The organism is Nocardioides coralli, from assembly GCF_019880385.1.
In the GTDB taxonomy this organism is placed as follows: Bacteria; Actinomycetota; Actinomycetes; order Propionibacteriales; family Nocardioidaceae; genus Nocardioides; species Nocardioides coralli.
Genome location: NZ_CP082273.1, coordinates 137,602 through 160,293, shown reverse-complemented (window position 1 = coordinate 160,293; position 22,692 = coordinate 137,602). Strand labels below are relative to the sequence as shown.

General features: G+C 73.3%; 19 protein-coding genes and 1 tRNA gene. 9 read left to right on the top strand and 11 right to left on the bottom strand.

The window, feature by feature from the left end:
- The first annotated feature begins 152 nt into the window (after positions 1-152).
- Positions 153-1,991 (top strand): phosphoenolpyruvate carboxykinase (GTP), encoded by a 1,839-nt coding sequence (locus tag K6T13_RS00835; RefSeq protein ID WP_222895980.1) that lies wholly within the window; start codon positions 153-155, stop codon positions 1,989-1,991.
- Positions 1,992-2,108: 117 nt separating this feature from the next.
- Here the strand turns inward: K6T13_RS00835 and K6T13_RS00830 are convergent, their stop codons facing one another.
- From K6T13_RS00830 to K6T13_RS00815, 4 genes are read right to left on the bottom strand one after another with little or no spacing between them, the layout of a single operon-like run.
- On the bottom strand, positions 2,109-3,320 hold the full coding sequence (locus tag K6T13_RS00830; protein WP_222895978.1) for an MFS transporter: 1,212 nt from the start codon (positions 3,318-3,320) through the stop codon (positions 2,109-2,111).
- The gene (gene lhgO / locus K6T13_RS00825; protein ID WP_222895976.1) at positions 3,313-4,512 is read right to left on the bottom strand and encodes an L-2-hydroxyglutarate oxidase; all 1,200 of its coding nucleotides are present in this window, start codon (positions 4,510-4,512) and stop codon (positions 3,313-3,315) included. The genes K6T13_RS00830 and lhgO overlap by 8 nt, the downstream gene beginning before the upstream one ends.
- 12 nt (positions 4,513-4,524) lie before the next feature.
- Complete coding sequence (locus tag K6T13_RS00820; protein ID WP_222895974.1) at positions 4,525-5,754, bottom strand: alpha-hydroxy acid oxidase; 1,230 nt, start codon at positions 5,752-5,754, stop codon at positions 4,525-4,527.
- A 4-nt stretch (positions 5,755-5,758) separates the two neighbouring features.
- Complete coding sequence (locus K6T13_RS00815) at positions 5,759-6,322, bottom strand: hypothetical protein (RefSeq protein ID WP_222895972.1); 564 nt, start codon at positions 6,320-6,322, stop codon at positions 5,759-5,761.
- A 120-nt stretch (positions 6,323-6,442) separates the two neighbouring features.
- On the opposite strand from K6T13_RS00815, the gene K6T13_RS00810 reads away from it, so the two are divergent.
- Positions 6,443-7,339, top strand: coding sequence for a sulfite exporter TauE/SafE family protein (locus K6T13_RS00810; protein ID WP_222895970.1), 897 nt, complete (start codon positions 6,443-6,445; stop codon positions 7,337-7,339).
- 73 nt (positions 7,340-7,412) lie between these two features.
- Here K6T13_RS00810 and K6T13_RS00805 read toward each other — a convergent pair whose 3' ends face one another.
- Together K6T13_RS00805 and K6T13_RS00800 are read right to left on the bottom strand one after the other, a co-directional pair.
- Complete coding sequence (locus tag K6T13_RS00805) at positions 7,413-7,859, bottom strand: YdeI/OmpD-associated family protein (protein ID WP_222895968.1); 447 nt, start codon at positions 7,857-7,859, stop codon at positions 7,413-7,415.
- Between the two features lie 10 nt (positions 7,860-7,869).
- Positions 7,870-8,400, bottom strand: coding sequence for a GNAT family N-acetyltransferase (locus K6T13_RS00800; protein ID WP_249423875.1), 531 nt, complete (start codon positions 8,398-8,400; stop codon positions 7,870-7,872).
- A gap of 125 nt (positions 8,401-8,525) precedes the next feature.
- On the opposite strand from K6T13_RS00800, the gene egtB reads away from it, so the two are divergent.
- The 4 genes from egtB to K6T13_RS00780 are packed head-to-tail and all read left to right on the top strand — an operon-like array spanning position 8,526 to position 13,093.
- Entirely contained in the window at positions 8,526-9,887 is a 1,362-nt protein-coding gene (gene egtB, locus K6T13_RS00795; protein WP_222895966.1) for an ergothioneine biosynthesis protein EgtB, read from the top strand.
- Positions 9,884-10,861 (top strand): L-histidine N(alpha)-methyltransferase, encoded by a 978-nt coding sequence (egtD, locus tag K6T13_RS00790; protein ID WP_249423874.1) that lies wholly within the window; start codon positions 9,884-9,886, stop codon positions 10,859-10,861. Before egtB ends, egtD begins: the two co-directional genes overlap by 4 nt.
- Positions 10,862-10,907: 46 nt before the next feature.
- Positions 10,908-11,843 carry a CHAD domain-containing protein gene (locus K6T13_RS00785; protein ID WP_222895964.1) on the top strand — a complete coding sequence of 312 codons (936 nt, stop codon included), beginning with the start codon at positions 10,908-10,910 and terminating at the stop codon, positions 11,841-11,843.
- 20 nt (positions 11,844-11,863) lie between these two features.
- A complete protein-coding gene (locus K6T13_RS00780; RefSeq protein WP_222895962.1) occupies positions 11,864-13,093 on the top strand; it encodes a patatin-like phospholipase family protein in 1,230 nt (409 codons plus the stop codon).
- Positions 13,094-13,108: 15 nt separating this feature from the next.
- On the opposite strand, the gene K6T13_RS00775 is transcribed toward K6T13_RS00780, so the two are convergent.
- The 5 genes from K6T13_RS00775 to K6T13_RS00755 form a co-directional block, all read right to left on the bottom strand.
- On the bottom strand, positions 13,109-15,217 hold the full coding sequence (locus tag K6T13_RS00775; RefSeq protein ID WP_222895960.1) for an ATP-binding protein: 2,109 nt from the start codon (positions 15,215-15,217) through the stop codon (positions 13,109-13,111).
- Between the two features lie 210 nt (positions 15,218-15,427).
- A tRNA-Arg gene (locus tag K6T13_RS00770) sits at positions 15,428-15,500 on the bottom strand.
- A 67-nt stretch (positions 15,501-15,567) separates the two neighbouring features.
- The gene (locus tag K6T13_RS00765; RefSeq protein ID WP_222895958.1) at positions 15,568-16,254 is read right to left on the bottom strand and encodes a glycosyltransferase family 2 protein; all 687 of its coding nucleotides are present in this window, start codon (positions 16,252-16,254) and stop codon (positions 15,568-15,570) included.
- Positions 16,251-17,615: a PIG-L family deacetylase gene (locus K6T13_RS00760; protein WP_222895956.1), complete on the bottom strand. Its 1,365-nt coding sequence runs from the start codon at positions 17,613-17,615 to the stop codon at positions 16,251-16,253. Before K6T13_RS00760 ends, K6T13_RS00765 begins: the two co-directional genes overlap by 4 nt.
- Positions 17,609-18,664, bottom strand: a complete 1,056-nt coding sequence (locus K6T13_RS00755; RefSeq protein WP_222895955.1) for an acyl-CoA dehydrogenase family protein — start codon at positions 18,662-18,664, stop codon at positions 17,609-17,611. The genes K6T13_RS00760 and K6T13_RS00755 overlap by 7 nt, the downstream gene beginning before the upstream one ends.
- 203 nt (positions 18,665-18,867) lie before the next feature.
- On the opposite strand from K6T13_RS00755, the gene K6T13_RS00750 reads away from it, so the two are divergent.
- From K6T13_RS00750 to K6T13_RS00740, 3 genes are all read left to right on the top strand, one after another.
- Entirely contained in the window at positions 18,868-19,527 is a 660-nt protein-coding gene (locus tag K6T13_RS00750; protein ID WP_222895953.1) for a LuxR C-terminal-related transcriptional regulator, read from the top strand.
- A 161-nt stretch (positions 19,528-19,688) separates the two neighbouring features.
- Positions 19,689-21,512 carry a phosphoenolpyruvate carboxykinase (GTP) gene (locus K6T13_RS00745; RefSeq protein ID WP_222895951.1) on the top strand — a complete coding sequence of 608 codons (1,824 nt, stop codon included), beginning with the start codon at positions 19,689-19,691 and terminating at the stop codon, positions 21,510-21,512.
- A gap of 114 nt (positions 21,513-21,626) precedes the next feature.
- Positions 21,627-22,667 carry a phospholipase D-like domain-containing protein gene (locus tag K6T13_RS00740; protein WP_222895949.1) on the top strand — a complete coding sequence of 347 codons (1,041 nt, stop codon included), beginning with the start codon at positions 21,627-21,629 and terminating at the stop codon, positions 22,665-22,667.
- Positions 22,668-22,692 lie beyond the last annotated feature (25 nt).

Sequence of the window (22,692 nt, the reverse complement as noted above, 5' to 3'; positions counted from 1 at the left end):
GGGCCGCACGTCCGGCGACCTCGACCCCCCACCCTCGCAGCCACCGCTGCGCCGATGTTCACCCGCACAGGTGAAGGTCGCGGACCAGCGGGCCCGCTTGTACGGTGCGTCTACCAACGCGAGCCGCGTGCCTGCGGCGGAGAGGCGGGACCATGGCCGACGTCGACGCAGTGCTGGATGCTGCCGGGCTGACCAACCAGGCGGTGCGCGACTACGTGCGCCACTGGGCCGAGGTCACCGGCGCCGCGCGGATCGAGGTGGTCAGTGCCGCCGACGACGCGCGGCTGATCCAGGAGTCGCTCGACGCCGGCGAGATCCTGCCCGCGGGCGAGGGCCGCTACTACTCCCGCAGCTACTACAAGGACACCGCCCGCTCCGAGGAACGCACCGTCGTCGCGACCAGCGACCCCGCCGACCGCGGCGTCTACAACAACTGGAAGCCCTCCTCGGAGATGAAGCCGCTGCTCGAGGGCAAGATGCGCGGCCAGCTCGCGGGCAAGACGATGTACGTCATCCCCTACCTGATGGCGCCCCCGGGATCACCGCTGGAGCGCTACGCCGCGGGCGTCGAGCTGACCGACAACCGCACGGTGGTGCTCCACATGATCCGGATGGCGCGCGTCGGCATCTCGCTCATCAACGAGCTCGACGACCCCGACTCGTTCGTCCGCGCGGTCCACGTCACCGGCGACCTGCCCAACCTCGGCCAGGGCACCCCGGAGGACCAGCGCTGGTTCGTGACCGTGGCCGACGAGCGCACCATCCTCCACTTCGGCTCCTCCTACGGCGGCAACGCGCTGCTCGGCAAGATCGCCCACGGCCTGCGGCAGGCGGCCTACGACGGTTGGGCGTCCCGACAGTTCCTCTCCGAGCAGTTCATGCTCATCGGCATCACCGACAAGGAGACGGGGAAGACCTGGCACATCTGCGGCGGCTTCCCGAGCGCGTCGGGCAAGACCAACCTGGCGATGATGCTGCCCCCCGACGGCCTCGGCGACCGCTACCACGTGTCCTTCTACGGCGACGACATCGCCTGGCTCTGGGTCAACCCCGCCGATGGCCGCCTCTACGGCCTGAACCCCGAGTTCGGCGTGTTCGGGGTCGCCAAGGACACCAACGAGAAGACCAACCCGACCGCGGTCGACTCGATCGCCGAGGGCACTCAGGTGCTCTTCACCAACGTCGCCTGGAACGAGGACACCCACGAGGTGTGGTGGGAGGGCAAGACCCCGACACCTCCGGCCGACGTCGCCGGGTGGCACGACTGGAAGGGCGAGAAGATCTCCGACCGGTCGGCCCGCGACGACTCCCCGTGGGCCCACCCCAACAGCCGGTTCACCACGACGCTGGCCAACGTCCCCAACATCGCGCCCGACTTCGAGGACCCGGCCGGCGTCCCGATCGACGGCATCATCTTCGGGGGTCGCACGAGCGACCGCGAGCCTCTGGTTCGCGCCATCACCGACCTCGCCGAGGGCGTCTACGACGGCCTGACGCTCGGAGCGGAGGCGACCTACGCCGCCGAGGGGGTCGAGGGCCAGCTGCGCTACGACCCGATGTCGATGCGGCCCTTCATGTCCTACGCCGAGGGCGAGTACGCCGCGCACTGGCTGCGCATCGTCGGCGCCGCGACCGACCAGCCGATCTTCGCCCACGTCAACTGGTTCCAGAAGGATGCCGAGGACGGCCACTTCCTCTGGCCGGGCTACCGCGAGAACCTCCGGCCGCTGCTGTGGCTGATGCAGCTGCGCGACGGCACCGTGTCGGGCCGGCCGACCCCCGTCGGGGTCCTGCCGACCGAGGAGGAGCTCGACCTGACCGGCCTCGACCTGCCCCGCGAGGACCTCGACCGGATCCTCGACATCGACGTCACGCGCTGGCGCGAGGAGATGGGCTTCCGGCAGCAGCACCTCGAGCAGTTCGACGGCCTCCCGGAGGAGATCTGGGAGGCACACCGGCGGGTGGCGAAGGCCCTCGACGACTGGGCGTAGGGGCGGCCGCGGTTTCCCCGGTCGGCCGCGGTTTCCCCGGTCGGCCGGGGAAACCGACGGTTGTCAGGGAAGACCGAACCCCTTGACCGGCAGTTCTGCCCGACAACCCGGCGAGGGTCAGACCCGTGCCGGCAGCAGCGGGCTGAGCCGCACCATGGCGACCGCCCCGAGCAGGGGACCCGGCGCGAGCAGCGCCACCGCCACCGGCCACGAGGCCGACGCGGCCACCACCGGGACCAGCTGGATCGTGACCACGGTGAGCAGGAAGCCGAGCGCGGTCTGCAGGGTGAGGGCCGTGCCGACGTACCGGCTGTCCACGACGGTGCCCAGGCACGCCGAGAACATCGCGGAGTCGGCGATCACCGAAGCCCCCCACACCATCAGCAGCGGCACCAGCAGCCACAGCGGTCCGCCGAACGCCACCGCCGCGAGCAGGCAGCACGACCCGCTCACCACCATGGCCGCCGTCGCCGCGCGCGCCCGGCCAATCCGGTCACCCAGCCAGCCGGCGAGGAAGCACCCCAGCGCGCCGCAGACGCCCAGCGCGACGAACGCCACCACGCCGACCACCGAGCGCGACACCGTCTCGCCCCGGGCCACCACGCTCGCGGTGAGGTACGCCGGTGCCCAGGCCCACACGGCGTAGAGCTCCCACATGTGACCGAGGTAGCCGAGGTTGGCCAGCCGCGGCGCCCGGTCCCGCCACACGTCGAGCACGACCCGCGGGTGGAACCCCTCGGCCCGCGTCACCAGGGGGCCGACCCGGATCCAGCGCTGCAGCGTCGCGCCGGCCAGCGCCAGGCCCGCCGAGACCAGCAGGGCCGCGCGCCAGGCCGGGCCCAGGGACCCGGCGACCAGCTGCGGCAGGATGCTGCCGAGCGTCAGCGCCCCCACCATGACGCTGACCGCCAGCCCGCGCCGGACCGCGAACCAGCTCACCACGAGCTTCATCCCGACCGGGTAGACCAGCGCCAGCGCCATCCCCGTCACCACCCGCAGCACGACCGCCACCTCGGGACCGTTCGCCACGACGGCCGTCGCGGCGGTGGCGAGCGCGGCGACGAGCGCGCCGAGCGCCATCAGCCGCGGGGGGTGCACCCGGTCGGGCAGGTTCGTGACCGCCGAGGCGAGCGCCCCGGTGACGAAGCCGAGCTGCACGCCGATCGTCAGCAGCGCCTCGCCCACTTGGCCGATCGCCCACTCCGACCGCAGTGCCGGGGCCGCCGCCGACGCCGCGAACCACGTGGTGAGCGCGAGCACCTGCACGACGGAGATGAAGGCCAGCTGCCGGACGGCGGCGGGCCCGTCGGGACGGGGTGCCTCAAGCATGGCTCTCCATCCGCTCGACCACGTGCTCGGCGATCGCGAGGCTCGAGGTGGCCGCCGGCGACGGAGCGTTCCGCACCGTGGTGATGCCGTCCTCGTGGCCGATCCGGAAGTCGTCGACCAGCGAGCCGTCGCGGTCCACCGCCTGCGCCCGGACCCCGGCACCCGCGCGGACCACGTCGGACGGCCCGATCGCGGGGACGTAGCGGCTCGCGGTCCGCATGTAGGCCGCAACCGACAGGCTCCCCCGCAGCTCGGTGAGCCCGGTCCGCCAGTGGGTGCGCGCCATCCGCCAGAACCCCGGCCAGGCCACCAGGTCGCGGACGTCGACCGCGCTGACGTCGCGTCGCTGGTAGCCCTCCCTCCGCAGTGCCAGCACGGCGTTCGGCCCCACCTCGAGCTCGCCGGATACCCGGCGGGTGAAGTGCACGCCGAGGAAGGGGTAGCGCGGGTCGGGCACCGGGTAGACCATGCCGCTCACCTGGTCCCGCTTGGCGGCGGTGACGGTGAGGTACTCGCCGCGGAACGGCACGATCCGCGGCCCGTCCCGGCCGTCGGCCAGCCGGGAGACGCGGTCGGACTGCAGCCCCGCGCAGACCACGAGCCGGTCGAAGCGGTGCGAGCCGGCCGGGGTGGCCACCGAGACCCCTGTCGCCGTACGCCGGATCCCGGTGACCCGCGTCGAGAGCCGCACCTGCCCCCCGGCGGCGACCACGTCGTCGGCGTAGGCCCGGGCGACCGCGACGAAGTCGGTGGTCGCCGTGGCTGGCGAGTGCAGGGCGGCCAGTCCCACGGCATGGGGCTCGACCTCCGCGATGCCGGCGCCAGCCACGCGGCGCAGCCCGGGCACGCCGTTCTCGCGCGCCGTCCGCTCCAGCGCGTCGAGGCGCCCGAGCTCGCCCGGGTCGACGGCCACCACGAGCTTGCCGCACTCGTCGTAGGGGAGGCCGCGCTCGGCACAGTAGTCCCGCAGCAGGGCCCGGCCGCGGGTGCACAGCGCCGCCTTCAGGCTCCCCGGCCGGTAGTAGATGCCCGCGTGGACCACGCCGGAGTTGTGCCCGGTCTGGTGGGCGCCGACACGGCCCTCCTTCTCGAGCACCACCACCTCGGCGTCGGGGTCACGACGGCCGAGCTCGCGGGCGACGGCGAGACCGACGATGCCGCCGCCGATCACCCCGATCCGTCGTGTGCTCACCCGGGGAGCATGTCAGGCCCGCGGCTCCAGCCGGCGCAGCTGCACCACGTGCTCGGGGTTCAGCTCGTCGAGGGTCCGGACGCCGAGCAGCTTCATGGTCCGCTCGACCTGACCGGCCAGGATGTCGATGACCCGGTCGACGCCTTCGCGGCCGCCGGCCATGAGCCCGTAGAGGTAGGCCCGGCCGATCAGCGTGAAGTGGGCGCCGTGGGCGACCGCGGCCACGATGTCCTGGCCGGACATGATGCCGGTGTCGAGGTGGACCTCGACCCGGTCGCCGACCGCCGCGACCACGTCGGGCAGCAGGTGGAACGGCACCGGCGCCCGGTCGAGCTGGCGGCCGCCGTGGTTGGAGAGCAGCAGCGCGTCGACACCCACGTCGGCGCAGCGGCAGGCGTCGTCGACGGTCTGCACGCCCTTCACGACGACCTTGCCGGGCCACTGCTCCTTGATCCAGGCCAGGTCGTCGTAGGTGACGGTCGGGTCGAACATCGTGTCCAGCAGCTCCGCGACGGTGCCCGACCACGAGTCCAGCGAGGCGAAGGCCAGGGGCTCGGTGGTGAGGAAGTTGAACCACCACGCCGGTCGGGGGATCGCGTTGGCGACGGTGCGCGGCGTCAGGGTCGGCGGGATCGTCATCCCGTTGCGGACGTCGCGGAGCCGGGCACCGGCGACCGGCACGTCGACGGTCACCAGCAGGGTGTCGAAGCCCGCCGCGGCGGCCCGGTCGACCAGCGCCATCGAGCGGTCGCGGTCCTTCCACATGTAGAGCTGGAACCAGTGGCGGCCCTCGGGCGCCGCGGCAGCCACGTCCTCGATGGATGTGGTGCCCATGGTCGACAACGCGAACGGGATCCCGGCCGCGGCTGCGGCCGTGGCACCGGCGATCTCGCCCTCGGCCTGCATCATCCGGGTGAAGCCGGTCGGCGCGATCCCGAACGGCAGCGCCACCCGCTCCCCCAGCACCTCGCGGGAGGTGTCGACCTCCGAGACGTCGCGCAGGATCGCCGGCCGGAACTCGACGTCGGCGAACGCCTCGCGGGCCCGCGCCAGCGACACCTCGCCGTCGGCCGCCCCGTCGGTGTAGTCGAAGGCGGCCTTCGGCGTACGCCGCCGCGCGATCCGTCGCAGGTCCTCGACCGTCAGCGCCCTGGCGAGGCGCCGCTCCTTCGCCGACCAGGTCGGCTCCTTGAACCGCAGGAGCGGCGCGAGGTCGTGGCGCTTCGGCAGCTGTCGCTTCACCCGGTCACCGTAGTCGCGGCGGGATCGGGTCGGGCGGTGCGTGCGGGACGACGTCCTCGTGGGCCAGGTTCCGCACCGCCTGCTTGATCTGCACGATGTTGTTGCGGAGCAGGTCGCTGATCAGCTCGTCGGTGCGAGGGTCGTCGAGCATCTCGATGAGCACCCGCAGCGTGGTCTCGGTGACCTCGCCGATCAGCGTGTCGTAGCCCGGCAGCCGACCGATCAGGCGCACGTTCGGGTCCTGCCGCACCTTCTCCGCCACGAGGGCCTTGAGCTCGTCGTGGTTCTCCTTGAGCGCGTCGGAGATGTTGCGGGTGTAGTGGCCGGTCTGGATCACCGCTGCCACCTCGTCGAGCACCACGATCGTCAGCGGCCGCTTGATGGTGTCGAGCAGCCGCTCGGCGAGCCGGGAGGCGCGTTCGACCGTTGCTGGCCGCCGCATCCCCATCCGGACCAGGACGGCGCCGAGGATCGCCGCGGCGACCGACGTACCGACGATCAGTGCCAGCACCAGGAGCAGCACCTGCAGCGTGCTGAGCGACTCCAGCCACTTCGACAGACCTGACATGGGCCTCATCCTGCCCGACACGCCGCCACGGGTCCGCCGAGTTGACGCGCCTGCGCCCGATCTGCATTATCTCTACTGTTTGAGTCGAGTTTGTTGAATAGATCGAGAAAGAAGACCAACATGCGCAAGCTGATCGTCCTCGGCGTGGTGGGCCTGCTGGCCCAGCTCGTCGACGGCTCCCTGGGCATGGCGTACGGCGTCACCTCCTCCACCCTGCTGCTGGCCACCGGCATCGCTCCCGCGGCCGCATCCGCCGCCGTCCACTTCTCCGAGATCGGCACCTCGATGGTGTCCGGCTTCTCCCACCACAAGCTCGGCAACGTCGACTGGAAGACGGTCTCGATCCTCGCCGTCCCGGGCTTCGTCGGCGCCTTCGCCGGCGCCACGTTCCTGGCGAGCATCCCCGGCGACGTCGCCAAGCCCTGGGTCGCGGGTCTGCTGCTGGGCCTCGGTGCCTACGTCATCTACCGCTTCCTGGTGCTGGGCGGCCGCCGCCCCACCTTCAAGGCCCGCCCCGGTGTCCGGTTCCTGGTGCCGATGGGCCTGGTCGGCGGCACCCTCGACTCCATCGGTGGCGGCGGCTGGGGCCCGGTCGGCACCACGACGCTGCTGTCGTCGGGGCGGCTCGAGCCCCGCAAGGTGGTCGGATCGATCGACACCTCGGAGTTCGTGGTCGCGGTCGGCGGCTCGCTGGGCTTCCTCTTCGCCCTCAGCACGGCCGGCATCCCCTGGGACATCGCCCTCGCGCTGCTCGCCGGTGGCGTGATCGCCGCCCCGATCGCGGCGTGGCTGGCCAAGCACCTGCCCGCACGTGTCCTCGGTGTCGCCGCCGGTGGCCTGATCATCCTCACCAACACCCGGACCATCGCGGAGGCCCTGGGCGCCGGCGGGACCACGGTCGCCGTCACCGCCGCCGTGGTCGCGGTGCTGTGGATCTCGGGCATCGCGTGGGCCGTCGCCCAGGAACGCAGGTCGCGCGAGATCCAGCGCCTCGAGGAGGCCTACGCCGCCGCCTGAGCCGACCGGGGTACACCCCCCCATCCCGGTCCCCCGCGACGACCGGCAGGTCCCCCGCCTGCCGGTCGTCGCGTCACCCCACCTCGACGACCAGCTCCGCGATGCGCGAGCGGCGCGTCCGCTCCGTCCCTGCGCTCTCGACCCGGTAGAGCAGCGACCGCCGCCGACCGGCCGGCAGGTCGTCCCAGGCAGGTCGGCACCCCGCCTCCGCCAGCGCGGAGGCGACGTCGTCCGGCAGCTCGACGACGTCGGGGTCGACCGGTCCCAGCTCGGCCCGCACGGGCTCGCCGACCGCGACACCCAGCCGTCGCTGCAACGTCCGTCCGAACCAGACGAAGTGGTCGTCGATCACCGGTGCGGTGGTCAGCGCGAGGTTGACCCGACCGCCCTCGATCGTCCCCGCGACGCGGCGGGTCCCGCGGTCCCGGGCCGCGGACACGAGCTCGGGTGGCACCCGCAGCACGGTGTAGGTGCTGCGCCCCCACTCGAGGGGCTCGACCAGGCCGTCGAAGCCGATCACCGGGCCCACGTCACTCGACCAGGTCGGCCTGGCGGAGTCGGTAGACCTGCAGCGTGCGCTCGTAGTACTTGTCGGTCTCGCCGACCCACTCCATCCCGAGCCGCCGCGCCATCGCGGCCCCCCGGTCGTTGGTGGCGTGGACGACGGCGAAGACCTCGACGGTGCCGGGCACCCTGAACGCCCAGTGCGCCAGGGCGCGGGCCGCTTCCACGGCGTACCCCTGACCGCGCGCGTCGGCGGCGAGCTGCCACGCGAACTCGAGGTCCTGCTCCCACGGCGGGATGACCATCAGCGCCATCCCCCCGACGACGCGGCCGTCGGACTGCCGCTCGACCGCCCAGCGCCCCGCCGGCGGGTCCAGCTCGCCGGCGTCGGCAGCCCAGCCGGCGAGCAGCTCCTCCATCTGCGCGAGGTCGGTGACCCGCTGCATCGCGGGCGCCAACCAGCGCGCCACGTCGCCGTCCCCGTAGACGCGCAGCGCGTCCGTGGCGTCCGCGACCCGCCACGGGCGCAGGAGGAGGCGTTCGGTCCTGATCTCCACGCAGGCGCAACGCCGAGCGCCGTCCCCTGCTTCCCGGGTCGCCGGTTGTTCACCCGGCTGGTGGTCGACAGCGTTTGGCGACCTGCGCAAGGGTGGAGGCGTCGGACCTGAGCGGAGGAGCCGTGATGAGCACTGCCACCCGGCCGGAGCAGCACCTCGACGAGGCTGGCCACGCGCCGTCCGTCCCGGTCACCACCGCGTGGGACGCGGACGGGCTGGTGCGCCGCTTCGACGAGGTGCGCAGCCACACCGAGAGCCTGGCCGCCCCGCTGTCACCCGAGGACCAGACGGTGCAGTCGATGCCCGACGTCTCGCCGACCAAGTGGCACCGCGCTCACGTCACCTGGTTCTTCGAGACCTTCGTGCTGGCCGAGCACGAGCAGGGCTTCGCGCCGTTCCAGGACCAGTACTGGTTCCTCTTCAACAGCTACTACGAGGCCGTCGGCCCGCGCTACAGCCGACCCGACCGCGGCCTGATCTCCCGACCGGGCGCCCACGACGTCGGCGTCTACCGCAGCAACGTCGACGACCGGGTGCGTGACCTCGTGACCACGCTCGACGGCGGCGCCCTCGACCAGCTGACCCCGACCATCGAGCTGGGGTTCCACCATGAGCAGCAGCACCAGGAGCTGCTGCTCATGGACATCAAGCACGTGCTGTCCCGCAACCCCCTCCAGCCCGTGTACGCCGGCTCGCCGCTGGACCGCAGCGAGCCCGACGAGCTCGGGTGGGTCGACGTCGACGGCGGACTGGTCGAGATCGGCCACCGTGGCGGCGGCTTCGGCTTCGACAACGAGCTCCCCCGCCACCAGCAGTGGCTGGAGCCCTACCGGCTCGCCGACCGCCTGGTCACCAACGGCGAGTGGCTCGACTTCATGGCCGACGGTGGCTACGACCGCGCGGAGCTGTGGCTCTCCGACGGGTGGAACCTCGCCCGCGCGGAGGAGTGGGCAGCACCGTTCTACTGGTCCTCCCACGACGGGGTGTGGCTCGAGCACACCCTCCACGGGACCTGGCCGGTCGACCCCGGCCTGCCGGTCAGTCACATCAGCTTCTACGAGGCCGACGCCTTCGCCACCTGGGCCGGGAAGCGGCTGCCGACGGAGGCGGAGTGGGAGCACGCGGTGGTCGCGGACGGCCAGGAGCAGTCGGTCGCCGGCAACCTCGCCGACCGCGAGACCTTCCACCCGCGTCCGGCCGGTCCGGCGCCCACCGGCGCACGGCTGCGGCAGGTCTACGGCGACTGCTGGGAGTGGACCCAGTCGGCCTACCACCCCTACCCCGGCTTCACGCCGCCGACCGGTGCGATCGGGGAGTACAACGGCAAGTTCATGTCCAACCAGCAGGTGCTCCGCGGCGGCTGCGCGCTGACCCCACCCGGCCACGCCCGCGCCACCTACCGCAACTTCTTCCCCCACCGCTCGCGGTGGGCGCTGACGGGGCTCCGGCTGGCCGACGGCGGCGCTCCGGCAGGATCGGTCACGTGAACGCACCCGAGCCCACGGTCAACGTCCTCCTCGACCCCGACTGGGCCTCCGGCTCGCTGGTCGACGACGTACGCCGCGGCCTCGGCAGCCGCCCGCTCCGGCTGCCGCCCAAGTGGCTGTACGACGACCGCGGCTCGGCGCTGTTCGACCAGATCACCCGGCTGCCGGTCTACTACCCGTTCCGGGCCGAGCACACGATCCTCGAGCGGTACGCCGACGACATCGCGGCCGCGTGCGACGCCACCACCCTCGTCGAGCTCGGCAGCGGTACCAGCGAGAAGACCCGGCTGCTGCTCGACGCCCTCGACGCCACCGGCCGGCTGCGCCGGTTCGTGCCGGTCGACGTCTCGGAGGGGACGCTGCGCGAGGCGGCCGCGTCGCTCACCGCCCGCTACCCCGAGCTCGCGGTCGAGGCGGTCGTCGGCGACTTCACGCTCCACCTGCGCCATCTGCCCGGTGGTGACCGCCGGCTGGTGGCCTTCCTCGGCGGCACCATCGGCAACCTCTACGTCGAGGAGCGCGCTGCCTTCCTCGGCGCGCTGGCCGACACCCTCGAGCCCGGGGAGTGGGTGCTCCTCGGCACCGACCTGGTCAAGAGCGTCGACCGGATGGTGGCCGCCTACGACGACCCCGACGGGGTGACGGCCGCCTTCGTCGGCAACTGCCTGACCGTGCTCAACCGCGAGCTCGACGCCGACTTCGACCCCGACTGCTACCGCTACGTCGCCTTCTGGGACCCCCACGAAGAGCGCATGGACCTGCGGCTGCGTGCCGAGGTGCCGCAGCGCGTGACCGTCCCCGGTGCCGACCTGGTCGTGGACGTCGCCGGCGGCGAGGAGATCCAGGTCGAGATCTCCACCAAGTTCCGGCCGGGCCGGATCGCCGAAGAGCTCGCCGAGGCCGGCCTGGAGGTGACCCGGACCTGGACCGACCCCGACGGCGACTTCGCCCTGACGCTGGCCCGCCGGCGCTGACGCGGGCCGCTGGCGTGATGGCACCTCGACGCCCTGGACCGCCGTGATGGCCGGCGAGATCGAGACGGCCGTCGCGCCGGCGCGCGTCCGGCCACCGCGGCGCGACCGCGCGGCCAGCCGCGTCGTCCACGTGCGCATCATCGAGCAGGTGGCCGAGCTCGGCCGCCGCGACGGCGAGGTGCGGCGCGGGTCCCCGGAGGGCCTGCACGAGATGCGGGTCGCCTGCCGGCGGCTGCGCGGGGTGCTGGCGACGTACCGGCCGCTCGTCGACCGTTCGGTGACCGAGCCGCTGCGCGGGGAGCTCCGCTGGCTGGCACGCGGCCTCGGCGAGGCCCGCGACCTCGACGTCGTGCACGACCGGCTCCGGGGCCTGGTGGACGAGGAGCCCGAGGAGCTGGTCCTGGGCCCGGTCCGGCGCCGGATCGACCGCCACTTCGCCGAGCGCCACGAGGATGCGCACGCGCGGGTGCGCGAGGTGCTCGATTCCCCGCGGTACCGCTCCCTCCGGATCGGCCTCGACCAGCTCGCGGACGCACCTCCGTGGACCGAGGTGGCGACCCGCGACGCCCGCGACGTCCTCCCGGCGCGCCTGGCGAAGGAGCTGCAGCGGGTGCGGCGCCGGGTCGACCGGGCGAGCTCCACCGATGACCCGGTCGAGCACGACGCCGGCATCCATGCGGCCCGGCGAGCGACGAAGCGGCTGCGTTACGCCGCGGAGGCACTGGAACCGGCATGGGGCTCCGAGGCGAGCCGTCTCGTGGGGGCCGCCACGCGGATGACCTCGCGCCTCGGCACCCGGCAGGACTCGGTCGTCGCCCGGACCGAGCTGCTGACGCTGGCCCGCGCCGCCGCCGAGGAGGGGGAGAACGCCTTCACCTACGGGGTGCTCCACGCCGAGGAGACGCGCCGGGCCCGGCGCGTCGACGCCGAGGTCGAGGAGCTCCTCAGCCACGTCGAGCTGGCCGCGGAGCGGTTGGTGTGACCGCGTCGGCACCAGGGCCCGTGGCCCTCGCCCTCGACGCGGGCGGAGCGCGGTCGGCCTACCAGGTGGGCGCGCTGCAGGTGCTGCTGCCCGAGCTAGCGGCAGCCGACCAGCGCCCGACCCTGCTCGTCGGGACGAGTGCGGGCGCGCTGCTCACCGGCGCCCTCACCGCCACCGCCCACCTCGACGCCGAGGAGCAGGCGGCGCGCCTGCTCGACGTGCTCGGCCAGGCCACCAAGGACGCCGTGATGCAGCCGTTGTGGCGGCAGGTGCCGGTCGTGGCACTGCGCTACGCCTCCGAGACCCTGGGCGTCTCCCGGTTCCGCCTGCGCGGTCTGTTCGGGACCGGACCACTCGGGCGCACCCTGGGTGAGGCCATCGACTGGGACCAGCTGCACCGCAACGTCGCCGAGGCCAGGGTCGACGTCTCGGCAGTCGTCAGCACCTCGGTCCGCAGTGGTCGCGTCACCGTCTTCGCCGAGCGCTCGCCAGACGCCGCGCCGTTGCCCCGGCCGGCCGCGGGGCACCACCGCCGCTACGTCGACACCCGGCTCGACGTCGAGCACCTCATGGCCTCTGCCGCGATCCCCGCCCTGTTCCCCTCGGTGCGGGTGAGCGAGCCGCCCGAGGCGGCCGGCTGGTACGTCGACGGCGCGACCCGCAGGCGGGTCCCGCTCGCCCCTGCGGTCGAGCTCGGCGGTGCCCGCCTGGTGGCGATCGGCACGGGCAGCCTCCACCCACCGCTCGACGACCCGGAGCGCGACCGGGTCGAGGTCGACCTCGCCGACGGGGCCGCCACCCTGCTCGGCGCCGTCATGGACGACCCGCTGCGCCACGACCTGCGCCGGCTCGGCGAGGTCAACCAGTGGGCGGGCGACTCGGTGCTCGCCAGGCACCTCGACCAGCACCGCAGCGGCTCCGGTCGCGAGCCGCTCCGGGTCATCCCGTACGTCGCCGTCTCACCCAGCCGGAGCGAGGTGCTCGCCGACATCGCGATGGAGGTCTTCCGGTCCAACCACCGCTCGCTGCGCCGCACGCTCGGCGACCCGGACCTGCACCTGGTGCACCGGCTGCTGGGCAGCGACAGCCCGCTCCAGGGCGAGCTGCTGTCCTACCTGCTCTTCGACCCGGACTTCTTCGAGGCGGCCGCCGCGGTGGGGCGGCAGGACGCGGAGGCGTGGGTGGCGTCCCACCCCGACCTGTGGCGGACCGAGCCGCTGGCGAACGACGACGAGGCCGAGGGGGACTGAGCGCCCCCCACCGGCTCAGGCCGGGAGCGAGACCGTGAAGCGGGTGCCGGGTCCGCCGGGGTTGTCGTCGACCTCGAGGGTCCCACCGTGCCGCTCGACGGCGCGGGCGCAGATCGCGAGTCCGAGGCCGGTCCCGGTGAAGCGGGCGTCGCCCGAGTGGGCCCGGTGGAAGGGCTCGAAGATCCGGTCCCGGGAAGCAGCCGGGATGCCGACGCCGTTGTCGGTCACGGTCAGCCGCACGTGGCCGTTGGTGCGCTGTGCCCCCACGTCCACCCGTGGCTCGCGGCCGGGCGGGGTGTACTTCACGGCGTTCCCGATGAGGTTGGCGAAGAGCTGGCGCATCAGCACCGGGTCCGCCGTCACCGACCCGAGGTCGCGGTGGCTGATCCGGGTGCCGCGCTCGGGGTCGGCGGACGTCATCGTCTCCGCGAGCTGCTCCACGAGCCGGTCGAGGTCGACCGGTGCCGGGTTGATGTCCGAGGTCCGCGCCACGGAGTAGTCGAGGAGGTCACCGATGAGCTGGGTCCCGCGCCGGGTCGCCCGCTGGACGTGGCTGAGCGCCTTCCGGGTACCGGCCCGGTCCTCCGGGTCGAGGTCGTCCAGCGCGTCGGCGAGCACGTGCGTCCAGCCCTCGATGGCGGTGATGGGGTTCTGCAGGTCGTGGGCGACGACACCCGCGAAGTTCTCCAGCTGGGTGGTGCGCTCGTGCTCGTCGGTGACGTCGCGGAACAGCACGACGGCGCGGTCGTGGGTGCGACCGTCCGGGCCGAGCAGCGGCACGGCGGTGAACGACCACACCCGGTCCTCGCCGGAGCGCGGGTCGTCCATGAGCAGGCGCAGGTCGCGGACCGTACGACCCGCGAGGGCCTGGGCCGCCGGCCGGTCCTCCGCGGGGACGGGTTCCCCGTCGAGCCGTCGCAGGTGCACCTCCCGGAGGTTGTCGAAGTAGCGCCCCACGTCCTCGCCCAGCATCTGCTGGGCGGCGCGGTTGGCCCGGACGGGGCGTCCGTCCGCCCGCATCACGACCAGACCCTCGGGGATGGTGTCGGTGATGGTCTCCAGGTCCACCGCCCGCTCCCGGGCGTGCCGCTCCGAGGCGGTCAGCCGCGCGGAGAGCGCGTCCCGCTCGGCGATGACGAGCGCCACCAGCAGGGCCAGCGCCACCGTCAGCACCATGAAGGACTGCAGGGTGAAGGCCTGTCGTCCCGGGTCGACGATCTCGCCGATGGGGCCCCCGTCCGTGACCAGGACCAGCACGAGGGTGGCCACCGCCAGCATGGAGCCGTGGAGCCCGGCGAGCAGTGGCGGGAAGCGGAGCCCCGCCCACGCCACCAGGGCGAAGGGCAGGAAGGTCAGGGGCAGCCCCCCACCGGGACCGAAGACCCACCACTCGACTGCGACGGTGAGCACGAGCAGGGTGGCCAGCTCGGCCCGACGGCTCGTCCAGAGCCACTGTGCGAGCTCGCGCTGGCTGCCGCCCTCGCCCATGAAGACCGGGCAGGCGAGCAGCGGGAAGGCGATGACGACCGCGGCCGCACCGTTGCGCGTGATCCAGCTCAGCCAGGCGACCCAGCCGGGCTCGCCCCCGAGCAGGGCGACGCCCACCATGCCGACCGCCCCGGAGGCCATCGAACCCGCGGCCACGGCCAGCAGCAGCTGCACCAGCGAGCCGGCGGAGTTCAGGCGCGACCACGGCGGCAGGTGCCACCGTCGCCGCCACGGGGCGTCGGGCAGTCGCAGCAGGAGCCGGGGCAGCAGCACCATCACGACGTTGGCCACGCCGAGAACGGTTCCCGGGAGCCACGCGGTCCCGGTGACGGAGTTGCCGACCGTCGCGATGACGAAGATCGCGACGAGGCACGCGACGAGATCGGCGCGGCTACGGCAGATCAGGGCCCAGAGGAGGCCGACGCCGGCCGCCGGCCAGAAGAAGGCGAGACCGGTCTCGGGCTGCAGCGAGAGCCGGCCGAGCGCGATGCAGCCGGCGTAGAGCACCGCGTAGGTCGCCAGCTGGCGCACGTCGAGGGTGCGCAGGTCGAGGTGGCGCCGGACAGGGGCACGACGTCCGGGCGGCACGTCGCTGTCGCGGTCTCCGACCTCGCGCGCAGCCGTCGCGTCCAGCACCGAGCTGCTCCTGTCTTCCGCATCCGGGGGGTGTCGGTCCATCACACGAGCAGCGGTGCACCGACTCTTGCGTCCGACCATTCTCGCACCGATTCACGCTCGATTCACGCGCAGTGAAGGAACATCCCTGATGCGTCGGCCCCGCGACCGACCCGGTCCGGAGAGTCGAGAGGACCGCAGCCACCTGACGGTGCCTGCGGTCCTGTCCTGCGCGCCTGTAGGGATTCGAACCCCAAACCTTCTGATCCGTAGTCAGATGCTCTATCCGTTGAGCTACAGGCGCCCGCCGCCCGGACCCGCCGGACGACTGGACGAGGATAGCCGACCGCGAGGAGCGAGCCGAATCCGCGTCACGCAGGTTCGCGGGCGGCGACGAGGGTGCGGAGGTAGCCGGCGAAGCCGTCGGGCGCCCGGCCCTGGACCCGCCCCGAGGTGACCACGGGGTGGCCGCCCCCGGCGACCGCGACGCCGAGGGAGCGGAGGTCGGCCACCAGCGCCACGTCCTCCCCCGTGGGGATCGGGCGGAACCCGCCCACGGCCCGGTACGCCGAGAGCCGGACGCCGAGGTTGGCGCCGTGGACGTGGTGCCCGACGCGGGTGTGGGCGGCCAGCCACGCGCCGAGCACCTCGTCGGGCAGGTCCGCCGGGTCCGGCCGGACCCCACCCACCAGCACGTCGTGGGCCAGTGAGGCCGCCAGGTGGTCCAGGAGCCAGCCTCGCGGCACGACGCTGTCGGCGTCCGTCGTGGCCAGCCAGGTGGCGGCCGGATCGGCCCCCGCCCCGGCGGCCTCCACCCCGACCGCCCGTGCCACGCCCACGTTGCGCGCCGCGCACTCCACCACCGTGACCCCGGCGCGTGCCGCCACGGCCGCACTACTGTCGCCGCACGCGTCGAGCACCACCACGACCCTGACGTCGGGGCCTTGCGGGCCGAGCGCGTCGACGGCCGCCCGGACGTGGGTCAGGCACCGACCCAGCAGCACGGCCTCGTCGTGGGCGGGGACCACCACGTTGATCCTGTCGATGCCGCGCGTCACGAGGTCGGCTCCGGCATCCGCGACGACGGTCCGAGCAGCAGGATCTCCACGTCGTCGTCCCGGTACGCCGCCAGCCGCGGCCACCCCACGCCCGCCTCGAACGCGGCGTGGACGTCGCCACCGTCGAGGAGCCATCCCGCCACCGGGTGGCGCCAGTGGCACAGCACGACGACGCCGTCGTCGGCCAGGCAGGCGTCGACCTCGACGACCAGCCGCTCGAGGTCGCGCGGGCTCAGGAAGTAGCCGACCTCGCTGACCACGACGAGGTCGAACCGACCCGGTGGCCACTCCCGGGGGAGTGCGCGCAGCTCCACGTCGACGTGGGCCAGTCCCTCCAGGCGGGCACGCGCGGTCCGGACCGCGGCGGGGCTGCTGTCGACCGCGAGGACGTGGGAGCAGCGGTCGGCGAGGGCCTCGGTCAGCACGCCGGTCGAGCACCCGATGTCGAGCGCCCGCCCGTGCTCGCGGTCGGGGAGCATCGCCAGCACCAGCTGCCGCTTGCGCTCCTCGTACCAGCGGGTGGGCGCACCCCAGGGCTCCGGACGCTCCCGGTGGAGCCGGTCCAGGGCGGCGTCGACGCCCGGCTCCTCGACGAAGAGCTCCTGCGGGCACAGGAAGTGGGCGAGCAGGTCGGGCCCGAGAAGGGGCTCGTCACCCTCCTGCACCGACAGACCGCGGACCTGGCTGCGGTGCGAGGCGATCGCCCGGTCCTTCGCGGCCAGCGCGTCGGGCGGGAGGGACACCCGGCGCATGGTCGACCACGGCGCGTCGTCCGGCCGACCCCAGTGCCAGAACCACACGGGGTACTCCAGCAGCCGTGCCCCGGTCCGCGCCGCGGCCGCCGCCGCGGCCCGCCCGGCTGCTTCGTGGTCCGGGTGCCCGTCGCGGCGCCACGGCGCGAGCAGGAGCACCCCGCGGCCGTCGCCCACGAGGCGGCAGAGGTCGGCGACGCAGCGGTCCTCGGCCGCCGCGACCTCGCCGTCGGGCAGTCCCCGGCGGACCAGGGCGATCTCGGCGCCCAGCCGGTCGAGGGCCTCCCGGCACTCCGCGAGCCGCACCTCGGCCAGGGCGGAAGGGGCGTGCGTGGGCGAGGCGGGGTGACTGGCCTCGCCGTCGGTGAGCAGCACGACCGACAGGCGGGGCCGCACGTCCTCCGGCATCACCGCCAGCTGCGCCAGCAGCCCACCGGCGCCCATGGTCTCGTCATCGGGGTGGGCGGCGACGACGACGACGTGCCGAAGCCGCCCCCCGTCGGCGTCGACGAGGTCCAGCTCGGCCACCCGGCCGCGGTCGGGGTGGTGCCACCAACGCTGGGCGGGGGTGCCGGGGGCGTCGTGACGGAAGGCCGGTGCGGTCACCACGGCGCCCGGCCCTCCTCCAGCTCGCGACCGAGCGCCGCCAGGTCCCGCTCGGCGTGGTGCTGACGCAAGTAGAGCCGCAGGTCCGCCAGCCGGGCGGCGTACTCGGGCTCGGAGACCTGCGGCCCCGGTCCGAGCTCGTGCTCGGCTGCGGCCAGCACGGCCTCGCACGTGTCCGCGACGACGGCACGCACACGCAAGGCCAGGACTGCCCCCGCCGCACCGGAGGCCCGCCCCGCGTCGACGTCGCCCGCTGCCGAGGCCAGGACGGCGGCACCGGCCGCGAGGTGCCGGTCGATCTCACCGAGGTGGAGGTGCGACAGCTGGTCGCGCGGCCGGCGCCGCGGCGCGGCCACCCGTCGGGCGAGCCCGACCGCGCCGCCGTACCAGACGGCGGCCACGCCGATGCCGCCCCAGGCGAAGCCGTCGCGCGTGAGGTACCACCCGGGGGGCCCGACGGGCTGCGCGGGCACGTCGTCGAGGGCGACCGGGAGGCTGACCACCTCAGGCAGCCCGCGCGCACACCAGGCGTCATCACCGTCGACCCGCACCCCCGGGGCGTGCAGGTCGACCGCGAAGAGACCGCGGCGCTCCTCGTCGACCCAGGCCGTCACCAGGGCCCGGTCGAGCCTGCCCGCCAGCGAGCACCACGGCTTGGTGCCCGAGAGCCGCCAGCCACCGTCGTGGGCGCTGGCCTCCAGCCGCACCCCGGGGCCCTCCGCGGCGAAGACACCCCAGCGCGATCCGCCGGGGCCCGGGACGTCGTGGCCGGCGCCCGCCGCCTCGACGAGGATGTTGCGAGCGTCGAGGTGCGGCTCCACCGCCCGCGCCAGCTGCAGGTCCGCCGCACCCAGGGAGGCCAGCACCTCCCAGAGCACCGCGGTCGCGCCCTCGCCGGGGGTCGGGCAGAGCTCGGCGATGCGCGGCGCGAGCTCGAGTCCCTGCTCGACGGGACCCGGGGTCCCGGCCGCGGCAGTCGCGACGAGGTCGACGACGTGAGGGGGCGTCGGGTCACCGGTGGCCGGCCACAGCGTCACGGCGCTCGAGGGCACGCGACCCTCCTCCTCGTCGTCGTCAGCTCGTCCTCATGAAGCAGGGCGCCCCACCGAGTCGGGACTGCGTGAGCCCCGGGGACGCCCTGCTCGACGGTCACAGACCGCCAACCTCCACTCCAACAGGCTTGCCGGCTCCGCACCACACCCGAAGGTGTGTTCCACCGGGCGCGCGTGTTGCGACGCTGCCTATGCTCCGGCCCATGGGTGAGGGACCCGTGCGGGTGGCGGTCGTCAACGACTACGAGATCGTGGTCGTGGGCATCGCCGGCGTGCTCGCGCCGTACGCCGAGCGGGTGGCCGTCGTCGAGCTCGACAGCGGCCTGCCCGTCGCCACCGAGGTCGACCTCGTCCTCTACGACTCCTTCGGCCAACCGCAGGGCGAGGCCCTCGACGTCAGGTCGATCCTCGGCAGCTCGGGTGCGCGACTCGTCGTCTTCAGCTGGAACACCCAGCCGGAGCTGGTGGAGCAGTCGATGCGGGCCGGCGCCTCCGGCTACGTCTCCAAGGGCGTCTCGGGTGCCGAGCTCGTGGCGGCCCTCGAGCGGGTGCACGCAGGGGAGACGGTGACACCACAGGCAGAGGCGGACAGCGACGGAGCGTTCGGCCACTGGCCGGGTGACGCCGAAGGTCTCAGCCCCCGCGAGGCGGAGGTGCTCGCCCTGCTGTGCCAGGGCCTGAGCAACCAGGAGATCGGGGAGCGGGCGTTCCTCGGGCTCAACACCGTGAAGAGCTACCTGCGGACGCTCTACCGCAAGATCGACGCCGACAGCCGTACCCGAGCGGTGCTGTGGGGCATCGACCACGGGTTCCGGCCCGACCGGGTCCGCCATCGCGTGGAGCGGGACCGACCGGAGCACTGAGACCTGGGTCACAGCGCGTAGATCGATCCAATATGCGGACCCCGCGGGCGCGGTTAGCCTCCCGGCATCCCGTTGGCCCGACGACGACGCCGGCCGACGCCACCTGCGCCCGCGGGTCTCCCGGCCCGCTGCGCCTCGCACCTCGACCACGGAGGTCCGGTATGACCACGACCGCTGACACCTCGCTCGCCGACGCGCCCACCACGCACCAGGGCATCCTCGACTTCGTCGCCGAGGTGGCCGAGCTCACCCAGCCCGACCGGCTCCACTGGTGCACGGGCTCCGACGAGGAGTGGGACGAGCTCACCCGTGCGCTCGAGGCCACCGGCACCTTCACACGTCTCGACCCCACGCGGAAGCCCAACAGCTTCCACGCAGCCTCCGACCCCACCGACGTCGCGCGGGTCGAGGACCGCACCTACATCTGCTCGGTCGACGAGAAGGACTGCGGGCCCACCAACAACTGGATGGACCCCGAGCAGATGAAGGACATCATGCGCGGGCTCTACGCCGGCTGCATGCGGGGACGCACCATGTACGTCATCCCCTTCGTGATGGGCCACCTCGAGGCGGAGCGGCCGATGTTCGGCGTCGAGGTCACCGACTCGGCCTACGTCACCGTCAGCATGCGCGTCATGGCCCGGATGGGCACGCACGTCCTGGAGCGGATGACCGAGCTCGACGCGGACTTCGTGCCGGCGATCCACTCGGTCGGCATGCCGCTCGAGGAGGGCCAGGCCGACGTCGCGTGGCCCTGCAACGACACCAAGTACATCGTGCAGTTCCCCGAGGAGCGCGCGATCTGGTCCTTCGGCTCGGGCTACGGCGGCAACGCCCTGCTCGGTAAGAAGTGCTACGCGCTGCGCATCGCCAGCGTCATGGCCCGCGACGAGGGCTGGCTCGCCGAGCACATGCTGATCCTCAAGCTCACCTCGCCCGAGGGCGTCGTGAAGTACGTCGCCGCCGCCTTCCCGTCCGCGTGCGGCAAGACCAACCTCGCGATGCTCCAGCCGACCATCCCCGGCTGGAAGGTCGAGACGCTCGGCGACGACATCGCCTGGATGCGGATCGGTGAGGACGGGCGACTGTGGGCGGTCAACCCGGAGTACGGCTTCTTCGGCGTCGCCCCCGGCACCAACGAGCACACCAACCCCAACGCCATGCGGACCATCAACAAGGGCAACTCGGTCTTCACCAACGTGGCGCTGACCGAGGACGGCGACGTGTGGTGGGAGGGGCTGGAGAACCCGCCGGCGCGCGCCACCAGCTGGAAGGGCCAGCCCTGGACGCCCGACAGCGAGGAGCTCTCCAGCCACCCCAACAGCCGCTACTGCACGCCGATCACGCAGTGCGACATCCTCGCGCCGGAGTACGACGACCCGCGCGGTGTCCCGATCGACGCGATCCTCTTCGGCGGCCGCCGCAAGACCACGGTGCCGCTGGTCTTCGAGGCCCGCGACTGGACCCACGGCACCTTCCTCGGCGCGACCCTCTCGAGCGAGACCACCGCGGCGGCCGTCGGCCAGGTCGGGGTCGTCCGCCGCGACCCGATGGCGATGCTGCCCTTCATCGGCTACCACGCCGGCGATTACTTCAACCACTGGATCACCATGGGCAAGGAGAACGACGCCGCCAAGCTGCCGCGGATCTTCTACGTCAACTGGTTCCGGCGCGACGACGACGGCGGGTTCCTGTGGCCCGGCTTCGGTGAGAACAGCCGCGTCCTCAAGTGGGTCGTGGAGCGGATCGACGGCCAGGCCGCCGCGGTCGAGACCCCCGTCGGCCACGTGCCGGCTCCCGGCGCCCTCGACACCGAGGGGCTCGACCTCGACGCGGACCGGCTGGCCCGTGCGCTCCAGGTCGACGTCGAGGAGTGGCGTGCCGAGGTGCCCCAGATCCAGGAGTGGTTCGAGACCTTCGGCGAGCAGCTGCCCGCGGTGCTCTGGACCGAGCTCGACGGCCTCAAGGCGCGCCTGGGCCTCTGATCTGACCCCGACCAGCGGCCCCGTCCCCCGAGGACGGGGCCGCTGGCGTCTCGCCATGTGGGAGTCTGAGCCGGCAGAGGGGGCCCGGCAGAGGGGGAGGGAGAGAGGCAGGACGTGCGTCAGCTGGAACCAGAGGACCGCGCGCTGTTCGAGTCGGCGGCGACGGCTCTCTACGAGGACATCGTCGCCGCGGGCGGGATCGAGTCCCACGACCCACGGCTCGCGGAGGGGTCGAAGGAGCGCGCGGCGTTCGACCTGCTCCTGGAGATCGGCCTGCTGACGCAGCAGCCAGACCAGGAGCGGTACGTCGCGATCGACCCGGCCTCGGTCCAGTCGCGGATCGTCTCGCCCCTCACCCAGCAGGGCACCCGGCTGCTGCAGGAGTCCTCCGGCTGGGCCGCGGCGTTCGGCCCGCTCGCCCAGGCGTGGCGCAGGGCCCCGACCGAGACGCAGGGCCCCTTCACGATGCTGCACGGGAGTGCCATCGACCCCTTCATCGCCGGCCTCGTGGCCGAGTGCGAGGAGGAGATGCTCACCGCCCAGCCGCAGGCGGGCCGTGACGCGCCGACCCTGGCGGCGGCCGCCGAGCGCGACACCGCGATGCTCGAGCGCGGGACCCGGATGCGCACGCTCTACCAGCACAGCGCGCGACGCAGCTCGATCACCCACAAGTACGTCGCCGCGGTGACGGCCCGGGGTGCCGAGGTCCGCACGCTCGACGAGTTCTTCAACCGGATGATCGCCATCGACCACCGGGTGGTGGTGATCCCCGGCAAGGCCGAGGACCTGACGACCGCCATCGTGATCCGGGAGCCCTCGATCGTCGATTACCTCGTGGACGTCTTCGAGCGGGCGTGGGAGCGCGGCCGCCCGTTCACGAACCGCGAGGAAGGCATGCTCAAGGACATCGCTGCCGAGCAGCGGGCGATGACGATCCGGATGCTCATCGAGGGGCACGCCGACCCGGTGAGCGCCAAGCGGCTCGGCGTCAGTCCCCGCACGTACGCCGGCTACGTCGCCGACCTCAAGCGGGAGTACGAGGCCGAGACGCGCTTCCAGCTCGGCTACACGATGGGTCGGCGCGGCATCAGCGGCGGGAAGGACGACCCGGCCCCGCCGCACGGCTCGTCGGGGGGCTCGTCGGAGGGCTCCTAGGAGATGCAGACACAGCACGAGGGCA